This window comes from Sphingobacterium sp. LZ11T8 (assembly GCF_024261425.1).
In the GTDB taxonomy this organism is placed as follows: Bacteria; Bacteroidota; Bacteroidia; order Sphingobacteriales; family Sphingobacteriaceae; genus Sphingobacterium.
In genome coordinates this window covers 358373-383089 of record NZ_JANBZY010000005.1, presented here as the reverse complement: position 1 = coordinate 383089, position 24717 = coordinate 358373, and the positions used below count along the sequence as shown (strand labels likewise).

The 24717-nt window shown below is 40.4% G+C and carries 22 protein-coding genes; 9 read left to right on the top strand and 13 right to left on the bottom strand.

The genetic code is table 11. From position 1 onward, the window contains the following. Window positions 1-93: 93 nt before the first annotated feature. The 5 genes from NLF99_RS14170 to NLF99_RS14150 form a co-directional block, all read right to left on the bottom strand. Window positions 94-1887, bottom strand: a complete 1794-nt coding sequence (locus NLF99_RS14170) for an acyl-CoA dehydrogenase family protein (RefSeq protein WP_254529066.1) — start codon at window positions 1885-1887, stop codon at window positions 94-96. Between the two features lie 71 nt (window positions 1888-1958). Beyond that, a complete protein-coding gene (locus NLF99_RS14165) occupies window positions 1959-3131 on the bottom strand; it encodes an acetyl-CoA C-acyltransferase (RefSeq protein ID WP_185213962.1) in 1173 nt (390 codons plus the stop codon). A 37-nt stretch (window positions 3132-3168) separates the two neighbouring features. Further along, on the bottom strand, window positions 3169-3525 hold the full coding sequence (locus tag NLF99_RS14160; protein ID WP_254529064.1) for a four helix bundle protein: 357 nt from the start codon (window positions 3523-3525) through the stop codon (window positions 3169-3171). Between the two features lie 138 nt (window positions 3526-3663). Next, window positions 3664-6090, bottom strand: a complete 2427-nt coding sequence (locus NLF99_RS14155; protein WP_185213960.1) for a 3-hydroxyacyl-CoA dehydrogenase/enoyl-CoA hydratase family protein — start codon at window positions 6088-6090, stop codon at window positions 3664-3666. A 22-nt stretch (window positions 6091-6112) separates the two neighbouring features. Next, complete coding sequence (locus NLF99_RS14150) at window positions 6113-6559, bottom strand: MarR family winged helix-turn-helix transcriptional regulator (RefSeq protein ID WP_185213959.1); 447 nt, start codon at window positions 6557-6559, stop codon at window positions 6113-6115. 268 nt (window positions 6560-6827) lie between these two features. Between NLF99_RS14150 and NLF99_RS14145 the strand changes: the two genes are divergently transcribed. Then, entirely contained in the window at window positions 6828-7790 is a 963-nt protein-coding gene (locus NLF99_RS14145) for an isopenicillin N synthase family oxygenase (protein ID WP_185213958.1), read from the top strand. Window positions 7791-7902: 112 nt separating this feature from the next. On the opposite strand, the gene NLF99_RS14140 is transcribed toward NLF99_RS14145, so the two are convergent. Both NLF99_RS14140 and NLF99_RS14135 read right to left on the bottom strand, forming a co-directional pair. Next, on the bottom strand, window positions 7903-8670 hold the full coding sequence (locus tag NLF99_RS14140; RefSeq protein WP_254529062.1) for a porin family protein: 768 nt from the start codon (window positions 8668-8670) through the stop codon (window positions 7903-7905). Beyond that, the gene (locus NLF99_RS14135) at window positions 8670-9800 is read right to left on the bottom strand and encodes a PCMD domain-containing protein (protein WP_254529061.1); all 1131 of its coding nucleotides are present in this window, start codon (window positions 9798-9800) and stop codon (window positions 8670-8672) included. Before NLF99_RS14135 ends, NLF99_RS14140 begins: the two co-directional genes overlap by 1 nt. A gap of 240 nt (window positions 9801-10040) precedes the next feature. Between NLF99_RS14135 and NLF99_RS14130 the strand changes: the two genes are divergently transcribed. From NLF99_RS14130 to NLF99_RS14120, 3 genes are read left to right on the top strand one after another with little or no spacing between them, the layout of a single operon-like run. Further along, window positions 10041-10283 carry a hypothetical protein gene (locus NLF99_RS14130; protein ID WP_254529060.1) on the top strand — a complete coding sequence of 81 codons (243 nt, stop codon included), beginning with the start codon at window positions 10041-10043 and terminating at the stop codon, window positions 10281-10283. A 35-nt stretch (window positions 10284-10318) separates the two neighbouring features. Continuing rightward, on the top strand, window positions 10319-11389 hold the full coding sequence (locus tag NLF99_RS14125) for a sensor histidine kinase (protein ID WP_185213954.1): 1071 nt from the start codon (window positions 10319-10321) through the stop codon (window positions 11387-11389). Continuing rightward, a complete protein-coding gene (locus NLF99_RS14120) occupies window positions 11382-12065 on the top strand; it encodes a LytTR family DNA-binding domain-containing protein (protein ID WP_254529059.1) in 684 nt (227 codons plus the stop codon). The genes NLF99_RS14125 and NLF99_RS14120 overlap by 8 nt, the downstream gene beginning before the upstream one ends. Here the strand turns inward: NLF99_RS14120 and NLF99_RS14115 are convergent. Beyond that, on the bottom strand, window positions 12062-12418 hold the full coding sequence (locus NLF99_RS14115) for an MmcQ/YjbR family DNA-binding protein (protein ID WP_254529058.1): 357 nt from the start codon (window positions 12416-12418) through the stop codon (window positions 12062-12064). The two genes, NLF99_RS14120 and NLF99_RS14115, sit on opposite strands and share 4 nt — an antisense overlap. Before the next feature lie 168 nt (window positions 12419-12586). After that, the gene (dnaK, locus tag NLF99_RS14110; RefSeq protein WP_254529057.1) at window positions 12587-14506 is read right to left on the bottom strand and encodes a molecular chaperone DnaK; all 1920 of its coding nucleotides are present in this window, start codon (window positions 14504-14506) and stop codon (window positions 12587-12589) included. Between the two features lie 192 nt (window positions 14507-14698). Between dnaK and NLF99_RS14105 the strand changes: the two genes are divergently transcribed. Continuing rightward, window positions 14699-15256, top strand: a complete 558-nt coding sequence (locus NLF99_RS14105) for a thioredoxin family protein (protein ID WP_254529055.1) — start codon at window positions 14699-14701, stop codon at window positions 15254-15256. A gap of 52 nt (window positions 15257-15308) precedes the next feature. Here the strand turns inward: NLF99_RS14105 and NLF99_RS14100 are convergent, their stop codons facing one another. The 3 genes from NLF99_RS14100 to NLF99_RS14090 form a co-directional block, all read right to left on the bottom strand. Continuing rightward, complete coding sequence (locus NLF99_RS14100; protein WP_254529053.1) at window positions 15309-15995, bottom strand: TIGR02117 family protein; 687 nt, start codon at window positions 15993-15995, stop codon at window positions 15309-15311. Between the two features lie 90 nt (window positions 15996-16085). Beyond that, the gene (locus tag NLF99_RS14095) at window positions 16086-16997 is read right to left on the bottom strand and encodes a sugar phosphate nucleotidyltransferase (RefSeq protein ID WP_185213949.1); all 912 of its coding nucleotides are present in this window, start codon (window positions 16995-16997) and stop codon (window positions 16086-16088) included. A 56-nt stretch (window positions 16998-17053) separates the two neighbouring features. Next, window positions 17054-18601 (bottom strand): helicase HerA-like domain-containing protein, encoded by a 1548-nt coding sequence (locus NLF99_RS14090; RefSeq protein WP_254529051.1) that lies wholly within the window; start codon window positions 18599-18601, stop codon window positions 17054-17056. A gap of 207 nt (window positions 18602-18808) precedes the next feature. Here NLF99_RS14090 and NLF99_RS14085 point away from each other — a divergent pair, with 207 nt between their 5' ends. The 3 genes from NLF99_RS14085 (at window position 18809) to NLF99_RS14075 (ending at window position 21563) form a co-directional block, all read left to right on the top strand. After that, window positions 18809-19153 (top strand): hypothetical protein, encoded by a 345-nt coding sequence (locus NLF99_RS14085; RefSeq protein ID WP_237219504.1) that lies wholly within the window; start codon window positions 18809-18811, stop codon window positions 19151-19153. A 109-nt stretch (window positions 19154-19262) separates the two neighbouring features. Continuing rightward, entirely contained in the window at window positions 19263-20843 is a 1581-nt protein-coding gene (locus tag NLF99_RS14080; RefSeq protein ID WP_185213947.1) for a SulP family inorganic anion transporter, read from the top strand. 72 nt (window positions 20844-20915) lie between these two features. Further along, the gene (locus tag NLF99_RS14075; RefSeq protein ID WP_185213946.1) at window positions 20916-21563 is read left to right on the top strand and encodes a carbonic anhydrase; all 648 of its coding nucleotides are present in this window, start codon (window positions 20916-20918) and stop codon (window positions 21561-21563) included. A gap of 84 nt (window positions 21564-21647) precedes the next feature. Here NLF99_RS14075 and NLF99_RS14070 read toward each other — a convergent pair whose 3' ends face one another. After that, on the bottom strand, window positions 21648-22922 hold the full coding sequence (locus NLF99_RS14070) for an FAD-dependent oxidoreductase (RefSeq protein ID WP_254529049.1): 1275 nt from the start codon (window positions 22920-22922) through the stop codon (window positions 21648-21650). A gap of 93 nt (window positions 22923-23015) precedes the next feature. Between NLF99_RS14070 and NLF99_RS14065 the strand changes: the two genes are divergently transcribed. Beyond that, window positions 23016-24686 (top strand): glutamine--tRNA ligase/YqeY domain fusion protein, encoded by a 1671-nt coding sequence (locus NLF99_RS14065; protein WP_185217333.1) that lies wholly within the window; start codon window positions 23016-23018, stop codon window positions 24684-24686. The last annotated feature ends 31 nt before the right edge of the window (window positions 24687-24717 follow it).

The following is a 24717-nucleotide window of genomic DNA, read 5'->3' as shown; positions in this document are numbered from 1 at the left end:
TTAAGATAAAGCAATGTGAATTGCTAAAATGAGGGGCTATAAAAAAGAAAAAGCCCCAATGCTGGGGCTTTAATCATAATCAACCTTTAATACTTAGAAACAGTATTTATTTTCTTCAATCAATTTCTTCGCAATTCTCTGGCGAGCTTCTTTGACATTGAACGGTTGTGCTTTTGTAAAGCGACGAAGACCTACCAACATCATGTTCAGCTCATCCCCTTCTGCAAAGGAATTTAACGCTTCTTTACCGGCAGCATTGACTTTGTCAATCGCTCCATATAGATATACTTTAGCCATATCAGCTGCATAGTCTGCATGCTCTCCCGGTTGCGTATGCTGCAGTTTTTCTGCACGCAACAATACCGATTCTGCAACATATACATAGCCGATAATATCAGCAATATTCATCAGGATTTCTTGTTCTTTGGACAAGGACATCATCAGTTTTTGAACCGCAGCACCAGCAATCATTAATCCCGCTTTCTTCAAGTTGGCAACGATTTTCTTTTCTGCAGCAAAAGGAGTTTCATCTTCAGGACCAAAGTCAGGAATAGACATCAGTTCTCCTGCCACAGCTTGAGCAGGTCCCATTAAGTCTAACTCACCTTTCATCGCGCGCTTCAACAACATATCCACCACCAATAGTCTATTGACTTCGTTCGTACCTTCAAAGATTCTGTTGATACGGGAGTCGCGGTAAGCTCTTTCCATAGGAGCTTCAGCGGAATAACCCATACCTCCATAGATCTGAACACCTTCGTCCACCACATAATCCAACATCTCTGAACACCATACCTTGATGATCGCACATTCAATGGCAAACAGCTCAACAGATTTTAATTTTGCTTTTGCTTCGTCCATTCCAGATGCGATCAATGCTTCATAGGCATCATCGATATTCTGTCCGGCACGGTATGCAGCCGATTCATTCGCGAATAGACGGGTAGCCATTTCTGCCAATTTATAACGGATGGCACCGAATTTTGAAATTGGCAAGTTGAACTGTACACGTTCATTGGCATAATTGATCGCAGTGGTCAATACGGCACGTGAAGAACCGATGGTGGCTGCTCCAAGCTTGATACGACCAATGTTTAGGATATTCACCGCAATCTTGAATCCGTTCTCTCTATCAGAAAGCATGTTCTCTACTGGAACAGGACAGTCATTGAAGAAGATCTGACGGGTTGAAGACCCCTTGATACCCAATTTATGCTCTTCAGGATTCATGGTGATACCACCGAAATCCTTTTCTACGATAAATGCCGTTAAGTTTTTATCATCATCAATCTTGGCAAAAACGATGAATACATCTGCGAATCCACCATTGGTGATCCACATCTTTTGTCCATTGATCAAGTAATGGGTTCCTTCAGCATTCAACTTCGCTGAGGTACGGCCAGAGTTTGCATCGGAACCTGAGTTAGGTTCTGTCAAACAATAAGCAGCTTTCCACTCACCTGTTGCCAGCTTAGGGATATATTTATCTTTCTGCGCATCATTCCCGTAATACAGGATTGGTAAGGTTCCGATCCCTGTATGGGCAGATAAGGCCACGGCAAAGGAGAAACCTCCTCCAACAGCATCAGCCACTAACATGGACGTATTGAAATTCTTACCGAAACCACCGTATTGCTCTGGAATCGATACGCCCAACATACCCAGTTCTCCAGATTTGTCCATTAGGCTCTGCATCAATCCTTCTTCTTGGGCATCGATTCTTTCCAATTTATTGAGAACCTCTGTATCCAAGAAATCAATACAGGTTTGACGGATCATTTTCGCTTCCTCATCAAACTCTTCAGGAATGAAAATATCAGTGTACGGAGTTTCACGAATGACAAACTCACCACCTTTGATTGCTTTATTTTTTACTTCTTCGCTCATGATATTCTTTTTGATTTAGAATAAGTGAACAAGCACCTTCTTCTGTTTTATATTTTGTTAGTTTATTTTGTCTACAGTAGTTCAAAAATACCTGCAGCTCCTTGTCCTGTACCCACACACATGGTAACCATACCATATTTCTTGCCTCTGCGTTTCAGCTCATGCAGCACCTGAACGGTCAATTTAGCTCCGGTACATCCCAGTGGGTGACCCAATGCAATAGCTCCACCATTAACATTCACCTTTTCTTCATCCAATCCCAGTTCACGGATTACGGCCAGCGATTGAGAAGCGAATGCTTCGTTCAATTCAAAAAGGTCAATATCCTCTTGTTTCAAACCAGCCTGTTTCAATGCCTTTGGAATTGCATAGATGGGCCCAATACCCATGATACGCGGTGGCACACCAGCAACGGCAAACGATACCAGTTTAGCGATCGGCGTCAGGTTCAATTCCTTCATTTTCTTCTCAGAAACCACCAGTACAAAGGCTGCACCATCCGAAGTCTGAGAGGAGTTACCCGCAGTCACGGATCCTTTGGCGTCAAACACCGGTCTTAACTTAGCCAAAGCCTCCAAAGAGGTGTCAGCGCGTGGACCTTCATCTGTATCAACCACATATTCTTTTGTAGTGATCTTGCCGTCCTTCACAAAGTTGTCTTTCACCTTGATCGGAACGATTTCATCTTTAAACTTACCGGCTTTGATCGCGGCAACAGCTTTTTCATTTGACTTCAGGGCAAATTTATCTTGATCTTCCCTTGACACCTTATAATCTGTGGCAACTGCTTCCGCCGTAAGTCCCATTCCCCAGTACCAATCCGGATGTTCCTTAGCGACCACGGCGTTCGGTACGATCTTCCAGCCACCAAATGGCATTCCCGACATCACCTCTACCCCACCGGCAATGATCATATCCGCCATTCCGGTTTTGATCTTCGCCACTGCCGTAGCAATGGTTTCCAATCCAGAGGCACAATAACGGTTTACCGTCAACCCAGGAACCTTATCGGTATCCAATCCCATCAGGGAGATAAAACGCCCAATATTAAGACCTTGCTCCGCCTCCGGCATTGCATTTCCAACGATTACATCGTCAATATCTTCTTTATTTACATTTGGAACCGATGCCATTAAATGCTTAATTACATCCGCCGCCAAATCATCCGCACGCATAAATCGAAATCCCCCTCTAGGAGCTTTCCCAACTGCTGTACGAAATCCTGCTACAATGTATGCTTCCATGTTTTAGTATTTAGTAGTTAGTATTTAGTAGTTAGACCTAGAGCTGCTTCAATTTCCTCTGAAGAACAAAACTCATTTTTTGGACTTCATATAGTTTGTTAATTAATCTGTCTAAATCGATATCTAATAAATAACCTAAATTTTTTGATATTATTAACTGTGTTTCCAATTCATAAGTCGAACCATGGGCTATTGCCAAAAATTGAACAAATGACTTATTGGAATTTCTTCCTGCTCCTTCAGCAATATTTGAAGGAATTGAAATTGCTGCCCGTTGAATTTGATTCACTAAGTTATATTTCTCTCTATCTGGAAAATCAGAAGTTATTTTATAAACATCTGAAACCAATTCAATCGCCTTCACCCAGAGCTTCAATTCTTTATAATTATGCATTTCTTAGTATTAAGTATTAGTACTAAAAAAAGGTATTCAACATTTCTTTAAATAAGGATAAACGACATTTTATCAATTTGTTAACCTTAAATTAAGTATCTCGGCCTTGTCTAAATACTAAATACTTAATACTAAATACTAATTTCTAAGTGGCTTTCCCGTCGTCAACATCGCTTGGATTCTTTCTAGGGTTTTGCGGGTTGCGCAGAGCTCTAAGAAGGCTTTGCGTTCCATGTCTAGAAGGTATTGCTCGTCGACTTCGGTTGGTGCGGATAGATCTCCGCCACACATCACCCAGCCTAGTTTTTCGGAAATCAGTTTGTCGTGTTCGGAGATGTAGTGTCCTGCTTCCATTGAGGATGCACCAACATATACGATTCCGAGACCTTGATTTCCTAGTACTTTGATGTTCTTGCGGTGTGCTGGTTGAACATAGCCTGCGTTTGCTAATTCCAGCGCTTTGGCTTTGGCATCGGCTAACAGGCGTGCACGGTTCATCGTGATGGCATATTTACCTTCCTGTAGATAGCCTAACTCAAAGGCTTCCACTGCAGAGGTAGATACTTTTGCTTGGCCGATGGTCAAGAAGCGATCTTTCATGAAATTCTGATCGATTTGATCCGGACGGTAATCATCAGATGCTCTTAAGGCAAATTCCTTGGAACCACCGCCACCTGGGATCACGCCAACACCAAACTCAACCAAGCCCATGTACGTTTCGGCATGTAGCTGAACAAAGTCGGCATGCATCGAGAATTCACATCCACCACCCAATGCTAGTTGAAATGGTGCTGCAACTACTGGAATTGCGGAGTATCTCAAACGCATTGAAGTATCTTGAAACATCTTAACGGCCATGTTCAACTCATCGTAATCCTGCTCAACCGCCATCATAAAGATCATACCGATATTGGCACCAGCAGAGAAGTTCTTGCCATCATTGGAAATGACCAATCCGCGGTATTCTTTTTCCGCCAGGTCAATTGCTTTGTTCAAGCCTTGGATGACATCGCCACCGATAGTGTTCATTTTGGTATGGAATTCACAGTTGATGATTCCATCGCCTAGGTCGATGATGGAAACGCCAGAGTTTTTCCAAATGGTCTTAGCCTCACGGATGTGGTCTAATACGATCAACTCTTCTGTTCCAGGGATCGGTTTGTAGGATTTAGAAGCGATGTCATAATAATGACGGACTCCATTTTCTACTTTATAGAAACTATCAAATCCTGCATCCAGCATATCTTTTACCCATTGGGCAACTTCGCCAGATTGTCCAGGAAGACGTTTTTCTTCTTTTTTGATCTTTTCTAGGGTTTCTTTTACGCCGAGTGCATCCCATACCTCAAACGGACCGATTTCCCATCCGAATCCGGCACGCATGGCATCATCGATACGGAAGAAATCATCCGTGATTTCAGGCACGCGGTTAGAAACATATTCAAACAAAGGATAATGCATCGCTCTGAAAAGCTCTGCGGCCTTGTCTGTACCCTGCTCGTAAACTTTCATGCGCTTACGGATATCTTCAACGGGTTTAGTCGCTTCCAATGTGGAAGACTTTACTTTTTGCTGTGGACCATAGGTCAGGTCCTTCAAGTTAAGGGAAAGGATTTCAGAATTGCCTTTGTCATCTTTTACCTTTTCATAGAAACCTTTTTTGGTCTTTTCGCCCAACCATTTATTTTCCACCATTTTGCTGATAAACTCAGGGAGTATAAAAACTCCTTTCGCTTCATCGTTAGGTGCATTCTGTTCCAGCCCTTTGGCTACATTCACTAGGGTATCCAAGCCAACAACATCCGCAGTACGGAAAGTTGCCGACTTAGGGTGCCCCATAGCAGGCCCGGTATATTTATCGACTTCCTCAACGGTAAGTCCTAATTTTTCGATAAGGTGTGTTACGGCCAACATGGAGTAAACGCCAATTCTATTGCCGATAAAGGCTGGAGTATCTTTACATAACACTACAGTTTTACCTAGCATTTTATCTCCATAAGCTACCAGGAAGTCTACAACTTCTTTTTTGGTATCCTTTGTAGGGATAATTTCCAATAAAGGGAGATAGCGTGGCGGATTGAAGAAGTGGGTACCACAGAAGTTCTCTTTGAAGTCTTGAGAACGGCCTTCTTCCATCAGATGGATCGGAATACCAGAAGTATTTGTTGTAATCAATGTCCCTGGTTTGCGGAACTGCTCTACTTTATCAAAAACTGATTTTTTGATATCCAAACGCTCAACAACTACCTCGATTACCCAATCTGCCTGAGCGATCTTGCTCATATCATCATCAAAGTTTCCTGTTGAAATACGCGTAGCAAAGGATTTGCTATATAAAGGTGCAGGGTTTGACTTGATTGCCGTATCCAAAGATTGGTTCACAATACGATTACGGACAGCAGGGCTTTCCAATGTTAAGCCTTTTGCTTCTTCTGCTGGCAACAGCTCTTTAGGAACAATGTCCAAAAGCAATACCTCTAAACCTATATTAGCAAAGTGGCAAGCAATTCGAGAACCCATTACTCCGGATCCCAATACAGCTACTTTTTTAATATTTCTATTCATATCACGTATATTTTCTAATTTCCTATGGTTCAATTTGTATTACTGGAGAGTAGTTTGTGGCTACTTCATTTATTTTCTTTAAAAACTTGACAAGGGTAGCTTTTTCCTTTTCGGAGAAAGAAGTGTTTAAATGTTCGTTGAACTCCCGAACTACGTCCTTGGCTACCTTCCTCTTCTCTTGTCCCAGCTCTGTGAGGTATACCTTTACAGAACGTTTGTCGGTATCACTGGTCTCTCTATAGATAAAGCCCAGAGACTCCAAATTGTTTAGTACGCGAGATAAGGAGGTGGTCTTGACACCGGTAGAATTTGCGATCTGAGACACTGGCGTACCTTCCTTATGGATATTGATCAATATATATCCAGCAGCTTGAGTAAAACCATGCTGAGAGGCGATTACATTGTACTTGTTGGCAACTGTTTGCCATGCCGTCTTTAAAAAATAGTCGATGGTATTGTCTTGGCTCATATTCGGGTTTTCTAACATTTATTATGCAAGCATAACAAATTTAAATTTTACAATTGATAAATCAAACTGTTTTGTGATTTTTTAATAAATACTTGACACAAATAGATTATTAAAATTCATATTCGGGAATCTGGAACTAAAAATGAGAAATGTTGATAACTTTTAAAAACTGTAACTCAAGGTATTACAAATATTACAAAATAGGTTATAAACACTTTTTACTCTTCAATATTATTATTACATTAACTTTGCATCAAACAAAACAGACATGGCATTAGTAAATATTCCAAGATTAGACTTGACGCACTATACTGAGGGCAGTGCTGAACAACGCGAACAATTTGTGGCGGATATTGGCAAGGCATTCAACGAAACGGGATTCGTCACCATCGCCAACCATGGCCTTTCACACGAACTGATCGATGAGCTATATAAAGTGGTCAAGGAATTCTTTGACCAACCTTCGGAAATCAAGGACAAATATGAATTCCCTGAACTGGCAGGACAGCGTGGATATACTTCCAAAGGGAAGGAAAAAGCGAAGGACTCTAAAACGCCAGACTTGAAGGAATTTTGGCAAAGAGGACAGACCATCGTAGGTGAGGAATATTCGAAAGTGGATTTTCCAGATAACCCAGAGGTGAACGAACTACCTAGATTCAATGCTGTAACAGCAGAAATCTATAAAAAACTGGAGGATGCTGGCCGTAATTTGCTAAAAGCCATTGCAACTTATTTGGAACTACCTGAAGATTACTTTGAAAAATTCGTGATCAATGGTAACTCTATTTTACGTGCCATCCATTACTTCCCAATCGAAAACCCTGATGCTATTCCAGCGGACGCTGTGCGTGCAGGAGCTCATGAGGACATCAACCTGATTACCTTATTGATCGGTGCTAGCGCAGATGGATTAGAGGTGTTGACCAAAGATGGAGAATGGTTTGCTATCAAGGCTAAAGGTGAGGACATTGTTGTAAATGTGGGTGATATGTTGCAAAGATTGACCAACAACAAATTAAAATCGACTACCCACCGTGTCGTAAACCCTCCTAGAGAACTGATGAAGACATCAAGATATTCGGTTCCTTTCTTCTTGCATCCTAAATCAAGCATGAGCTTGGCTTCATTGGATTCATGTATCGATGCAGAACATCCAAAAGCTTACGAAGATTATACCGCCGGCGAATATTTGGATGAACGATTGAGAGAGATTGGGCTTAAAATGTAAGGAAAGATATGAGTATTGAGATATGAGTATTGAGATATTAGAAATGGTCATACCTAAAAAGAGTTGACCGTTTTCTATCTCAAATCTCATATCTCATATCTATTAATCTCTTCTAAAAAACCCTCACACCTACACCAATATTCATAAAGATATTGTGCATATTGAAACTGATGCTTTCAAAGCCAGTTTTCATGATGCTATTGAAACCGTAATCAAATTGGGCAGTAGCATAGTAGCGTTTTGCGAAGTCATATTTTCCTGCTACGCTCATTCCAACATCTACTTTTCTGATCTGGCTTTTGAAATCATAAGCGGCATCTACGATCCCTACCTTTTCTCCTGTTGGTTCTTCATCCCGGATATAGCCATCTGTTGCCATACCGTAGAATTTACGTTGTACAGCCATGGAAACATAAGGTCCGGCCTGAAGGCTCCAGCTTGGATTTAATTGATAGGTCGCCATGACAGGAATGGTAAAGTAAAGATTCTCTACATTGGTGGTGATATCACCGTAATAATAGCCCCTAACATTTTGTGACGGATCTTCATCAGCATTAAAAGATGTTTTATATCCTTTTACCGAGGCTTCAGTCTTCATCCCTTTACCTTCAAAGATCAGTCCTGAGCGAACGCCCCATTTGTCATCGATGCCATAGGCCACTTTAACCCCTACGAAAAAAGGCAAAGCTGGTTTGAAACCATTGATCTTGCGAATTTCTACGGGCAATCCCAACGGAGAAGCTCCACCGATCTTAGTCCCTACTTCAGCATCTACTCTAAATTTCCCTTGTTCTAAAGCCTGTGCGTTTAGGTTCAAGGCAAAAAACAAACCAAATACACTCAAAAGAGCGTATTTTATCTCGATTTTAATTAATCTCATTATCTTACGTTGATTTTCACTTCATCTACAATTAACTTACTTCCAATAGCACCTTGGAATATTGCTCCATTCTTGCTGGAAGAAAGCACTACGGCAATGCTATAACGGTACGCGTCGGCATCTAACTGGCTATATTCTTTCTTGAATACAAATGGCAGATCGAACTTCACTAAGCCATCTCCTTTTGTTGCAGAAGTTTCCTTCAATTGAGCAAGGGCTATGATATGCGGGCTATTCAACACATCTTTGTCGTTCAGCCAGGTTCTTCCTGCATCCTCTTTATCGTTTGCTGTAGCTTGCATCAACGCAACGCGATCAAATAATACAGCATAGATGTCACATTCATCCGTAACATTGACTTCTTTACCATTCATATCGATTACCTTTTTACCGGGTTCATATTTATAATAACCGGTCATGGAAACAGGGATTTTATTGAATGGGAGGCCAAAACGTGTTTGGATGTCTATGATACTTTTGGTAAACATAGAACCAATGAACAGATTACCAGCCGCAATAGGCTTCTTCACCAAAGAACCTAAGAAACCAGTGGATTTAGTCTCCAGGTAAGCTGCATATTTTCCTGATTTCACCAATTTTGGATCATCGGTAGCTTGGGTTGGATAAGCTTTTTCGGTAGGATTAGAACCGGCTGTCAAGGCAAAGCCCGAGTTTCCGGAAGCCCATAGCTCTTGCTGAACGCCCTCTACCTCTTCATAGAAATAGATCCAGTTTTTCTTCTCGTCATGTTTGAACAGTTCGAAATCAAACATTTCAGGAACGGAGGACTCCAATAAAGTCACGGAATATTGTTTTTTGTACTGTCCATCTTCAGAAGTGACCTCATAAAATACAGGGGCAGAAAAATCTTGGACCGAACCTGAGGCAGGAACCGAAGTTGCTCCAGGCGTTAAGTCAAAATCAAGGGCGAATTCTTTCAAATCCACTTTCCCGGGTTTGACATAGATAACAACGTTTCTGTTGTTGATGATAGGTTTGACATTAATCAAACTATCGGCGATGGAGACTTGTGTGATATCAGCTTCCATGTTTTTCGCCTCGTCTTTAATACAGCTAGAAATAAAGAACACGACCCCCAAAAGGGCCCAAATAAATTTTGATTGCGGCATGTTTTTAACTTACTTATAGTAGATATTCAAATGGGTAGATCTCCAAATGATTGGCAAAGATAGAATTATTTGACCCGTTTCGATTATTTCTGCCAATCATATTCTCTTTTGATTCAGCTTTTTTACATTAAAAACATGATTCATCATTTCCTTCCATAGGTTCATCACAAAAATTTAGGGGCCATCAAATTCTTCAATATTATTGTGTCAGGAATAAACAAAGGCAGAAAATTGAAAGTTATGATGTTTTATTATCTAATCCGATTCTTGACCAGCATATTCGAAACGAACTACCAAAACCAGTTGCAAGATCAACTCCTACATCCCATTGAATCATACTTCAACTTGCAGGAGGAGTATCCACATGGAACCATTCATCTCATTGATCACTTTCAGGAAACCTTGATGAACCAGGATCCCGATTTTCTAGGCTTTCCGATTCTTCCCTTCAATTATCCTCAAGAAAAATCCGCTTTAGGCTAATACTATTTTCTTTTTTATAATTTTATAACTCGATTATGAATTTAAGCAGCACTAGATCAAACCATAAAATGACCTTCAGGAGATTCATTACTGAATTCCTCTTCATTATCGGCATGTCATTGATTTTCTTTGTGATTTCCATGTCCATACACCGACATTTGGCCATTTTATTCCTCTATGCTCCTTTTGGCTACCTGCTATATGCCTTAAATAACTTTTCGCTATTGGAGCTATTGGTCAAAAAGAAGATCACCAAAGTGGAGTACATCTTGATCAGCATATTGAGTGCAATCCTTATTTTTATCCCTTTCCTGATCCTTGTCCAACTTATACATGGACGATATAGTGACAAAATCATATTTGTAGGCGCCTTATTTGCTTCTGTTGTGATCTTGGCGACCTACTTTTACTTTTTCAGGTACCGAGCTGACAAAAAGACCATCGACTTCTTGAGAAAAGACTTGGGCAAGACCGCAGCGGAATATAAACTGATGCAATCTCAGGTAAATCCGCACTTTCTGTTCAATGTCATGAACAGCATCTATGGAATTGCCCTGCAGGAGAATGCAAGCCGCACTGCAGATTCGGTTCAACGGCTGAGCCAAATGATGCGTTTCCTGATCTTTGAAAACCAACAGGATCAAATCCCTCTTTCCAGAGATTTAAGTTACCTAAAAGAATATATCGCTATTCAGAGCTTAAGGACTGAGAGTGTTCCTAACGTCAAGATTGAACATGAAATCATAGATAGCTTGGACAGCTTGTACATTGCACCGATGCTCCTGATTCCCTTTGTTGAAAATGCTTTCAAACATGGCATCAGTATGAGCAAACCTTCCTGGATCAAGGTGAATGCAGATGTGGTCGATGGACAGTTGAAATTTTCCGTTTACAACAGCATTCACAAAAGCACCGGAACCGACCTGGAAAGAACGAAATCAGGAATCGGGCTGGAAAATGTAAGGTCTAGGCTGGACCTGACCTACCCTGACCGCTATATGCTGGTTATGGAACAAAACCAACAGGAGTATTTTGTTTTTCTGACCATTGACCTCGATGAAGTCCCTCATTCGGAGATAGCATCCAAAATGAACGAAAATGATTAAAGCCATTGCCATAGATGATGAACCGATAGCACTGGATATCATCAGGAGATACGCCGAACAAATTCCTTATCTAAATCTGGAAAAACAGTTCCTGAATGGTCTTGAGGCAAAGGAATATCTACAACATAATGAGGTTCAATTGATGTTCTTAGATGTGCGAATGCCAGACATCAATGGAATTGACTTATTCAAGGGCCTGGAAGAAAAACCACTCGTGATTTTCTCTACCGCCTATTCTGAATATGCCCTATCTGGTTTTGAACTGGAGGCATTGGATTATCTCCTAAAACCCTACACTTTTGACCGCTTTGAAAAGGCAGTGATTAGGGCTAAGGAATTATTGGAACTAAAAGGTGTGATAGACAACAACCCAAGCTTATTTGTGAAGGACGGGTATCAAATGATAAAGATTGATTTGAAAGAGGTCTTGGCCCTTCAAGCCGTTGGCAATTATATTCGGTTCATTCTAGAAGGCCGTGAGGTATTGGCAAGGATGACCATCAAAGAATTTCTATCGGAGTGGGCAGATGATTCTTTTTTGCAGGTCCATCGTTCCTATATTATCAACTCGAACAAAATCAGTAAGCTAGACAGACATTCTATCTGGATAGAGGATATGGAAATTCCCATTGGCGGAAGCTATTTAGAAGAGGTAAAGGAAAAGTTTAAACTTTAAGATAGTTTCTCACGTTCCTTCTTCGGTAAGCCTTGAACAATCAGCTCATAACTATGGTCTATTAACTCAAAGAGTTTTTGGTCGTTCAACTGCCTGTTAGCATGTACCGTATTCCAATGCTTTTTGTTCATATGGTAACCAGGCAAGACAGTATGTTCATATTTCTCCCTTAATTCAACGGCATACTCAGGATCACATTTCACATTAAAAGAAAGTTGGTCCACCTGGTCTAATCCTACCAGAAGAAAGACTTTCCCCAATACCTTAAACACTAAAGTATCTGGACCAAATGGTGTCTCCTCTGTACTTTCCTTTTTTGCGATGCAATAATCCCGAAGTTCTTCGATGTTCATGAGTTGTAGTATTTAGTATTTAGTATTTAGATAAACAAAATAATGATTTATATCCATAATTAAACAGCCCCAAGGTCTAAATACTAAATACTCATTACTAAATACTAAAAAAGGAGTTGCCCATTTCCAGGCAACTCCTTTTCAATATAAGGGGGTAAACTTAATGTTTTATTTAACCTCTTCGAAATCTACGTCTTGCACGTCATCAGCGCCACCACCTTGGTTTCCGCCATTGTTTGCTTGACCAGCATCACCTTGAGCTTGTTGTTGACCGGCTCCTTGTTGCGATGCAACGTACATTTCTTCAGATGCAGCACTCCATGCAGCATTCAATTCAGTAGATGCAGTCTCTATATCTGCGAAGTTTTTGTCAGCATGTGCTTTTTTCAACTTCTCTAGACCAGATTCGATAGGACCTTTTTTATCTGCAGAGATTTTATCGCCATATTCATTCAATTGTTTTTCAGTTGAGAAGATCAAGGCATCAGCAGAGTTCAATTTATCTACTTCCTCTTTTACTTTTTTATCAGCTTCTGCATTGGCTTCAGCTTCTTGTTTCATTTTCTTAACCTCTTCGTCAGATAGACCTGAAGAAGCTTCGATACGGATGTTTTGCTCTTTACCTGTAGCTTTGTCGATTGCTGACACTTTGATAATACCGTTAGCATCGATATCAAATACTACTTCAATTTGAGGGATTCCACGAGGTGCAGGAGGAATGTCTGTCAATTGGAAACGTCCTAACGTACGGTTCTGAGCAGCCATTGGTCTCTCACCTTGTAATACATGGATCTCAACAGATGGTTGATTATCCGAAGCGGTAGAGAAAACTTCCGATTTACGCGTAGGGATAGTTGTGTTGGCCTCAATTAATTTGGTCATTACACCACCCATGGTTTCAATACCTAAAGAAAGTGGAGTTACGTCTAATAACAACACATCTTTTACTTCCCCTGTCAATACACCACCTTGGATTGCAGCACCTAATGCTACTACCTCATCAGGGTTAACACCTTTTGAAGGCTCTTTTCCGAAGAATTTCTTAACAGCATCCTGGATTGCTGGGATACGAGTTGAACCACCTACAAGGATTACTTCGTCGATATCTGAAGTACTGAATCCTGCATTTTTCAATGCTGTACGGCAAGGCTCGATAGTACGTTCGATAAGTGGACCTACTAAGCTTTCGAATTTAGCACGTGATAAAGAACGAACTAAGTGCTTAGGACCAGATCCATCTGCAGTGATATATGGTAAGTTGATCTCTGTAGAAGTTGTGCTTGACAACTCGATTTTCGCTTTCTCAGCAGCATCTTTCAAACGTTGCAATGCCATTGGGTCTTTTCTCAAGTCCAATCCACCGTTTTCGTCTGCAAACTCGTCAGCTAACCAGTTAATGATAGCGTTATCAAAGTCATCACCACCTAAGTGCGTATCACCATCAGTAGATTTTACTTCAAACACACCGTCACCTAATTCCAATACTGAAACGTCATGAGTACCACCACCACAGTCAAAAACTACGATTTTCATGTCTTTGTCTGCTTTCTCAAGACCATATGCTAATGCTGCTGCAGTAGGTTCGTTGATGATACGTTCTACTTTCAAGCCTGCGATTTCACCAGCTTCTTTCGTTGCCTGACGTTGTGCGTCATTAAAATAAGCAGGTACGGTAATTACGGCACGAGTTACTTCTTGTCCTAAGTAATCTTCTGCAGTTTTCTTCATTTTTTGAAGGATCATTGCTGAGATTTCTTGAGGAGTATATTTACGGTCGCCAATCTCCACACGTGGTGTATCATTGTCGCCTTTTACTACTTTATAAGGAACTTTGTCGATTTCGCCTTTTGCCTCATTGTATGTAACCCCCATAAAACGCTTGATCGAGTAGATCGTGTTCTGTGGATTAGTGATGGCTTGACGTTTTGCTGGATCTCCAACCTTGCGTTCCCCGCCTGCTACGAATGCAACAACAGAAGGTGTAGTACGCTTTCCTTCGTTATTTGCAATAACTACCGGCTCATTACCTTCCATAACGGCTACACATGAGTTGGTAGTTCCTAAGTCGATTCCTATAATTTTTGACATATCTTGTTGTGTTTTCTTTAATGTTTAATGATTACTTATTCTCTATTAACAACGCTTATGCCAAACAGTTTTATCTGACTTTGTCATTCCAAAGTCGGAAAAATCTGCAAGGAATTGTCATTTGAGCGTGACATTCTGTCATTTTTTCTCAAATATTGGAATAATATGTATTTTTGAAAAAATTAATCCAACATGACTTTTGACGAATACCAGAGTTACTTCGAGGATATCTTAAACAATACCGAAAAACACGAAGCATACTCATCAAACCCTGACTATTTAAGTTACGCTAAACTCAATTGGTCCAGAATGAACAGATGGTTGAAAAAATTTGAACCATCATCAGAAATGAAAGTATGCATTGAAAACATCAAAGATCCTCAACACTGGATCTTAATCACAGAACCTTGGTGTGGGGATGCAGGGCACTCCGTTGCTCAGATCTATAAAATCGTAAAGGACAATCCTTTTATCGATCTTGATATTCAACTTCGCGACACTGAACCTTTTTTAATCGACGATTACTTGACCAATGGTGGAAAATCAATCCCGAAATTGATCATCCGTAATGATGTAGGACATGATAAAGTGGTATGGGGACCACGTCCAGATGCACTACAGGAAATCTTCGAAACTGAAAGAGCGGAAGGAAAACCCATGGAGGAAATCAAAGAAAACATCCAAAGATGGTATAACGAAGATAAAGGGGCAGAAATCCAAAAAGAATTGACAAAATTATTATCTGAATAAAAAAAAGCTGCAAATGCAGCTTTTTTTTATTCAGATATATTCCAATATAACCTTAATCCCTATAATGCCTTAAAATCCCCTTATCAAAAACCGTCCAAACTCCAGATGGCATATTTGCGTTTTTCAAAGCAGCATTAGACCAAGTATTACAGGAATAAAACAAACTGTAAGCTCCCTTAGCCTCATAGAATGCATCATCAGGACCATATTGCGCATTCGTCTCAATCAAAATAGGTTTACCATCCTCCCCCATATCCAAGGAATTCAGGATATAACTTTTCAGGACATTATACTGATTGCTATCGATATGAACTTTATAGCAAAGGTCATTTTCTTCCATCCGTTTATAGTAAGTAACATGCAGGGCAGTTTCACCAATACCCAAACCAGCTACCAAAGCAGTCTTTAAGGTCAGGTCCTTCCACTCAGGGGTATTCAGGTAAAAGCCCTTATCACCCCAACCAATAGAAACATATTGTTGATTCAAATCTTTTCCTTTATTGTTTTCAATGGGAAATACCTCTGTCCAGTCCTGTAATTCATTCCGAATGGGAAGCACGATATCGGTATGTACATCATTGGATAGCACATAAACCGTGATATTTTTAGGTTTTCCCTCTTTATCAGGCTTATCGGCAGAAATCCTTGACAAGACAGAATCTGCCGCAAAGTATAGACCTGCAAACACGATTAATCCAATAAACACATAGAGAAGGGCCATCATAACTTTCTTCATCATAGATCGATTAAAGAAATAAAGATATCAATATTGTGGAAAAACAAATGGCAGGACTATGCCTGCCATTCGATATATTTTTAAAACTTGGTATTAAAATAATTTCTGAGGGTATTCTCCATCAGCTACCAATTTTGAGATACTTTCCTGTACGATTGGTTTATCTTCCATATAAGTAACACCAAACCATTTCGAAGAAGTTGGAATTACTTTAAAGTCAGCCTGTCCTTTTTTTACCATGTAGTCAGGAACAGAAGGGATAAAGAATTCTGATTTAGGATTATCACCATTTTCTTCAACAAACTTAGGGAACATCTCCATCGCCACTTCAAAGATTTTAGGAGTAAAGCCCCAGAAGTTCATCGATACACGTGCATCCGCTGGCAATTCATTTTTTACTCCGTTCTCTTCAAAGACGATTTTCTTGTCGCCTTCAGCGTTATCATAATAGATGTTCGTTCTTTCCGTAACGGAAGCCATATGGCCTTCAGGAGTCACCTCACATACACCACGAGAAACATAGCCATAGTCCGACATGGTATTGCCCAATGCAAATCCCATCAAAGACATGTGCTTATCATCCGCCTCATTGCTTAGGAAATCAGCCATTTTCTTAAAGGCATCATAACCATAAAAATCATCAGCATTGATTACACAGAAAGGTCCATCAACTTCATCCTTCGCACTCATCACAGCATGAGCTGTACCCCAAGGTTTAGCACGTTCAATATCTTTATCGATTCCGAATTTCCTCAAGTTAAAATCTTGAAAAGCATAAGCTACCTCGATCTTACCTGCAAGCTTGGCGTCAAATTTTTCACGCATCACGGCTTCAAATTCTTCACGGATAATGAAAACTACTTTTCCAAAACCGGCACGGATCGCATCAAAAATGGAATAATCAATAATTGTTTCCCCATGTGGACCAAAACCATCCACTTGTTTTAATGAACCATAACGGCTAGCCATTCCCGCTGCTAGAACCACCAAAGTTGGTTTTCCCATAATGTAATTTTTTGTTTAGTACTCGATTTTCGTTTGCAAATATAATGTTTTAAATATTATCTCTTTTTGAAGATAGAGTTTAGGATGCCATTGGCAATCTTCCCTAATAATTTCGCGCCCTCTCTCGCCAATGTCCTGCTCGCCTGCGTCTGTGCGGCTTCCAAAGGTGTTTGTCTCCTAGATCCAGAAGACCTCGTTTTCCCTGCTGCTTTCTCCGCTTCTTTCTGTGCCGCCTCGGCCTCTTTCTTTGCTTCAAAAGACTTCATGCGCTCCTCAATGATTTCCGATGCAGTCTGTCTTTCCACTCGTTCTTGATATTTCGAACGGTAATCCGAATTTTGAACCAATTCCTCATATAACTGAGGGCTACATGGACCCATTATGGCTCTTGCAGGCACTAAATGCGTTGCAACCACCTCTGTCGGAATACCCTTATCATTCAATACAGTTACCAAAGCCTGCCCTGTTCCTAATGAGGTCAAGACCTTATCGATCTCGTAAAACTCCGATGTAGGATAAGTTTTCACCGTTTTCCTTAAGTTATCGGCATCGTTCGGGGTAAATGCTCTTAAAGCATGTTGGACCCTGTTTCCTAATTGTCCTAAAACAGATTCAGGAATATCCGTTGCCGCCTGTGTACAGAAAAACACCCCTACTCCTTTTGAACGGATCAATCGAACGATCTGCTCGATCTGCGTCAAGAAAGCCTTCGATGCTCCATTAAACAATAAGTGTGCCTCATCAAAGAAAAACACCAATTTAGGTTTATCTAAATCCCCAACTTCAGGTAATTTCTTAAATAATTGGGCCAAAAGGCTCAATAAAAATGTGGAAAATAATAAAGGTTGGTCTTGGATATCGGAAATGTTCAATAAGGTAATTACCCCTTTTCCATCCACTTTTCCAAACAGGTCCTGTATATCAAATTCTTTTTCGCCAAAGATATGGGCAAGCCCCTGTTGTTCGATAGCGACAATTTTCCTTAAGATCGTATTGGCACTTGCTGTCGAGATCTTACCATAATCATTCTTGATTTCCTCAGCGCCGGGCCCATCAGAAAGGTAACTCAGCAACTTTTTGAGATCCGGAAAATCGACGATAGGCAACTGCGTATCATCCGCATATTTGAATATAGCACTCAATACCCCAGCTTGGGTATCGTTCAGGTCCAAGATACGGGCCAGTAGCACCGGACCAAAATCCTCGACAGTAACTCGCATTGGAGCACCTAATTTTCCGGAAAGAGAAAACAGTTCTATAGGGAAACTTGCGGGTTCAAAAGGGATCCCAACAGCGTTTCCACGCTCTATCAAGGCATCATTGGTTTTTCCAGGTTCAGCTAATCCCGATAAATCCCCCTTTACATCCAACATGAAAACCGGCACACCGGCATCCGATAGTTGTTCAGCAGTCAACTGCAGGGTCCGGGTTTTACCCGTTCCGGTCGCTCCTGCAATCAGACCATGTCGGTTCATCATCTTTAAAGCGAGGTTTACCTTAGCTGCTGTTACAATCTCACCATCAAGGATACCAGAACCTAATTGTATAAATGGCCCCTTAGGATTATAGGAGGCAGTTATCTTTTCAATAAATTGTTCTTTCATAAGTTATAGCCTTAAAATGCTAATTGAAATAATAAATAAAGATATAATTATTCAAATTAAGATTTTAAACAAAATTATGTTAACGCAATATTAAGAATTCAGATTAAAGAGGCGACTTTTGTAATTTTTTCATAATAAAATTTCAAAAAAGAAACTATTTTAAAATTTAATTTTATTTTTGTTGCAGAAATGATTACTAAGACCCACATGTTTACAAAGGCATATAGAATATTGGCAGCAAAACTTTGCTTCTTTATCTTCTTCACGAAGATGCTGATTTCTATTACCCCTATGTTTGTGGATGTACTGGATAAAGGTACAGTCTTACAAGTAGTCATGCAGCTTGAAATTGAGAACACCGCGAAAGGGACTAACAGCAACAATGAGGACCTGCACGAAACAGGTATCAAGATCTTTAGACCAGGTGACATTGATTTCATGCTTTTCAACCCAACCGTAGAAAATAGCGCTGGTATTAAACACTACCTGAAAAACGAGAAGAGTATCTGTGCCTACCATGCCTCCGTACCCACTCCACCTCCTAATTGTTAATTCAATATCCTAAGGGTATACCCTGTTCTGACCTCATTAGATCGACGTCTTAATAGGAATACTGAATCAAATTATCATTTATTGAATTAAAAATTTAAAACGTAGGTTTATGTTTGGTACACGTACGTCCGCTTTTTTGAAATTATCAAAAAGGGACTTAAAATATGATTTCCCAGCTAGTATTGTAGTATTTTTAGTGGCTTTGCCATTATGTCTGGGAATTGCAATGGCGTCTGGAGCGCCTCTATTTGCCGGTATTTTGACCGGTATCATCGGTGGTATTGTAGTAGCATCGATTTCAGGATCACCCTTATCTGTGAGTGGTCCAGCAGCAGGATTAACAGTTATTGTTTTAGGTGCCATTGAACAATTAGGCGCTTATGAAACCTTTATTTTGGCCGTACTTATTGCAGGTGCCATCCAATTGATCCTCGGGATCATTAAGGCAGGAATGATTGGAAACTACTTTCCATCATCTGTCATATTGGGCATGTTGGCCGCAATCGGTATCACCATTATACTGAAACAGATCCCTTTAGCATTTGGATTATCGGAAACTAATGCATTCGATTTTGAAAATGGTGGCGGAATTACTGCCTTTACAAACACAGTGATCTCAAATGTCAATTGGGGTGCCACCATTATTTGTTTCCTTTCATTGGCCGTATTGATCTTTTGGCCAAATATCAAGAAGTTGAACAAAATCCCTGCACCGCTAATCGTCGTATTATTAGGTGTAGGCTTAGGTTTTGCCTTCCAAGGAACTTCATTCGCATTGAGCCAAGGACATTTTGTGAATATCCCAGTGGTATCCTCATTTGCTGAATTCCAAGGACTTTTCATTTTCCCGGATTTCACCCAGATCTTCAATAAAGAAGTATGGATTGTGGCCTTTACCATTGCGATCATCGCAAGTTTAGAAACCTTGTTGAGTATTGAAGCCGTAGATAAACTGGATCCTTTGAAACGTAATTCACCAACGAACCGCGAGCTGATCGCTCAGGGTATTGGTAATATTACAAGTGGTTTCTTGGGTGGTTTACCGATGACTTCAGTAATCGTACGTTCATCAGCAAATGCGAATGCAGGTGGTAAGACCAGACAATCGTCAATCTTGCATGGTGTTTGGTTATTGTTAGCTTTATTGGCCATCCCTAGTATGATCAACTTGATCCCTTTGGCAGGTTTGGCAGCAATTCTATTGCATACAGGTTATAAACTGGCAAAACCAGCCTTGTTCAAGCAAATGTTGGTAAAAGGGTTGGATCAATTTATTCCTTTCGTAGTTACGGTTGTTGCTGTAGTGTTCACCGATCTATTGACCGGTGTAGGAATTGGTATCTTGGTGGCGACTTTCTATATCCTGCGTGCAAACATGCACAATGCATACCACCTGAACATCAAATCAACAGATCATTCAGAGAACGAAACAGCTGTCATCACTTTGGCAGAAGAGGTAACTTTCTTGAACAAAGCACCGATTCAACAAAAACTTTACAATCTTCCGAAGAGTGTAAAATCCATCATCATTGATGGTCAAAAAAGTAAGTTTATTGACAAGGATGTCATCGATGTCATTAAGGATTTCGAGCAAAATGCCATTAGCAAAGGCCTGGAAATTGAGCTGAACGATGTTACGTACAAAAGAAACGGCATCGCCAAAAAACAAAAACTTAAAAAAGTAGTTTAATTAATTTAAAATAATTGCAGAAACTTGTAAGGTCTTTCATTAGACCTTACAAATAAATAAAATCACATAATAATGGGACAAAAAGAATTAGAAACAGGATTTACTCAGATTTTAGAAGGAAACAAAGACTGGATGGACTTCGTAGCGAAAGATACATCAGGCAGATTTCAACAACTTTCTAAAGGCCAAAGTCCAGAAATCTTATGGATTGGATGCGCTGATAGTCGTGTTCCTGCGAATGAATTGACGGGAAAGAAACCCGGTGAAGTATTTGTACACCGTAATATCGCCAATATGTGTGTCCATTCAGACATGAGTATGTTAGCAGTATTAGACTATGCGGTCAATGTATTGAAAGTAAAACATATCATCGTTGCTGGCCATTATGGCTGTGGTGGTGTTGCCGCTTCATTGAGTTCTCAACAATACGGCATCATCGACAACTGGTTGTGCCATATCAAAGATGTTTACCGTTTGCACGCTGCGGAGATTGATTCTATTGAAGATCAAGAAGAAAAAGCAAACAAACTGGTAGAATTGAACGTAAAGGAGCAAGTATTCAACTTGACCTCTACCTCTATCGTCCAAAATGCATGGAAGAATGGTGCCGATTTAGCAATCCATGGAATGGTGATCAATATCGGAACCGGTCAATTGATCAACTTGGATACCACCTTTACCAATAATGAAGGTATGGGAACTGTTTTCGCATATGTATAAAATGCCCCTAGGACTATTACCATAGATTAGAAAAAGCCCTTCAACAAATTGTTGAAGGGCCTTTTTTATATATCAATATCTTCCCTATTTGACAAAGCTTCCATCTAAATTGATGGCTTTTGCAAATGAACTGGAAAAAAGATCGGCCACGACAGCAAATTGATCCCTAGTCACTTTATTCTCTGGAGAAAACTCCCCCTCAAACTTCAATTTGGTTTTCCAATCCTTGGCGATCTGTCTATCTACTTCATCTCCCTTAAAGGCAATGAATTTGATCATGCCCAATAAATCTTTCCACGTCATCTCATCCTCACGGTAATTATCCAAAAACCATAACTGACTACGGGTATAAATATCATTTAGGACAGCTTTGACATCCTTAAATTTGACGATTTGGTCACCATCAAAGATGTATTTCCCCTCGACTTCCTTTCCCAAAAAGAAACCAGTCAAATAACATTTTTGGATGGCAGCAAAATGAGGGTCTTTAACTTCCACATCCTGGTACGGGATCAATCTGGCCTTGAAAGCCAAAAGCTCTGCTTGTAGCTTACGGATATCGATTTTCTTGCTATCGGTCTTGAAGAAAGCTGTATAGCCTGCTGTAGCACCAATGGCCTGCCCAAAGGAAGATCTGAATCCAATGTTATCCGGCGATTTAGCCATGGATCTCAATCGCCCGATATCAAACAGGTTTTCTTTTTCAAAGTCCAACAAATCTTTCAGGAAGACCACAGAGGAAGCCCTATCCAATTCTCCTACGGCCAAACTGGTCCTGCTGATTGCCAGCCCCATATCCTTGGCTTTAGTATATCCACCTTGCAATGCCGAATCCAATTTAAGACCAGATGCCTTAACCAGGCCTGCATCTTCACTGGCATCTACCACCGACAGCACTTCAAATTTCTGTCTATTGGAAAGGATAATTTCCCAATTTCTTTTATTTCGGGTTACTTTAGATATGCTCTGTTCCTTAATGACGGTCAGGTTTGGCAATTCACGCATATACTTGTCAATGGCATTCCTTGCCAATTGTGGATTAAAATCCTTTTTGACCACCTGAGCCAAGGAATCATCGCGGGTCTTGCTGATTGCCATTTCCATCAGTATGCCCATCCATATTCCACCATCCAAGTTTTTGTTGCCTTCAATCTGAAGGACTTCGGAAGTGATTTCCTCTGCCAAAATCGGCCTGTCCATCAGCATGACGGTCGGAACATTCGATCTGGCAGCCTGTATTGCAGCAGACAGGGCAGTAATGTCCGATCCATAAACGAACATCTTTGGTTTTGCCTTTTTTTGCGCACAAACCAGACAAGGAAATAGCAAACAAAGAAAGGTTAGGACTCTCAAATTCATAGTTCCATAATTTTAAATCGAAAATAAGCAAAATCAAACAAGTATTCGTTATGCTATTATCCATTATATCGTTGAAATAGCTAACTTTGCTACATGGTAGAAGAAGAAAAATCATTGAATTTTATTGAAGAGATTATCGAAGAGGATCTTCGTAATGGGAAAAATGATGGGCGTGTATTGACCCGTTTCCCTCCTGAGCCAAACGGCTATCTTCATATTGGGCATGCTAAGTCAATCTGTCTAAATTTTTCTTTAGCGCAGAAGTACAATGGCAAAACAAACCTACGTTTCGACGACACCAACCCTGTAACAGAGGATGTGGAATACGTAGATAGCATCAAAAAAGATATTCAATGGTTAGGATTCCAGTGGGCCGAGGAATTATACACCTCAGATTATTTTGATACACTTTACGACTTTGCAGTCGAATTGATCAAAAAGGAATTGGCTTATGTAGACGACAGCACTTCAGAAGAAATCGCTGCATCTAAGGGAACTCCGACCGTTCCAGGGACTCCGACCGTATACCGCAGCCGCTCTATCGAAGAAAACCTAAAACTTTTCGAAGAGATGCGCGATGGTAAATATAAAGATGGCGAAAAAGTATTGCGTGCCAAGGTAGACTTGGCGAGTCCTAATATGCATATGCGCGATCCGATCATTTATCGTATCAAACATGCACACCACCACCGTACCGGTGACAAATGGTGCATCTATCCAATGTATGATTTTGCTCATGGACAATCTGATTCCATCGAAAAGATAACCCACTCGGTATGTACTTTGGAATTTATTCCGCACCGCCCATTATACGATTGGTTGATCAACAGTTTAGAGATCTTCCCATCTAAACAATATGAGTTTGCTCGTTTAAACCTGAACTACACGGTGATGAGTAAGCGTAAATTGCTTCAATTGGTTAACGAAAAGTTCGTTGAAGGTTGGGACGATCCAAGGATGCCTACCATTTCAGGTCTACGTAGACGTGGATATACCCCTGAAAGTATCCGTAATTTCTGCGAACGCATCGGTATCCAAAAGCGTGAAAACATGATCGATGTCAGCCTATTGGAATTCTGTATCCGTGAGGACCTGAACAAAACAGCTTGGCGCAGAATGGCTGTATTGGATCCAATTAAATTAATCATCACAAATTATCCTGATGGAAAGGTTGAAGAACTACATGGCGAAAACAACCCAGAAGTTGAAGGTGGAGAAGGAAGCAGGGTTATCCCATTTTCTAAAGAACTATGGATCGAGCGTGACGACTTTATGGAAGATGCACCTAAGAAATTCTTTAGATTAGGTCCTGGTCTTTCCGTACGCTTGAAACACGGATATATCGTAACCTGTACTGATTTCAAAAAAGATGAAAACGGTAATATTACGGAAGTGTACTGTGAATATGTTCCTAATTCAAAATCTGGCGAGGATACATCAGGCATGAAGGTAAAAGGAACCATTCACTGGGTTTCTGTACCACATGCCAAAGAAGTGGAAGTACGTCTTTATGACCGTCTGTTCCAAGATGAGAATCCTGCTGCTGCCGAAGACTTCAAAGCATCTATCAATCCAAATAGCCTACAGATCATTGAAAAAGCCTATGCTGAACCTGATCTGGCAAATGCTGAGCTTGGAAAAGGATATCAATTTATTCGCTTAGGTTATTTTAACCTAGATAGCAAGAATACAACTGAAGATAAACTTGTCTTCAACAGAACAGTAACATTGAAAGACTCTTGGGCTAAAGAGTCTAAAAAATAATTTGGTTTTAAGCCATAAAAAAAGGACAAGT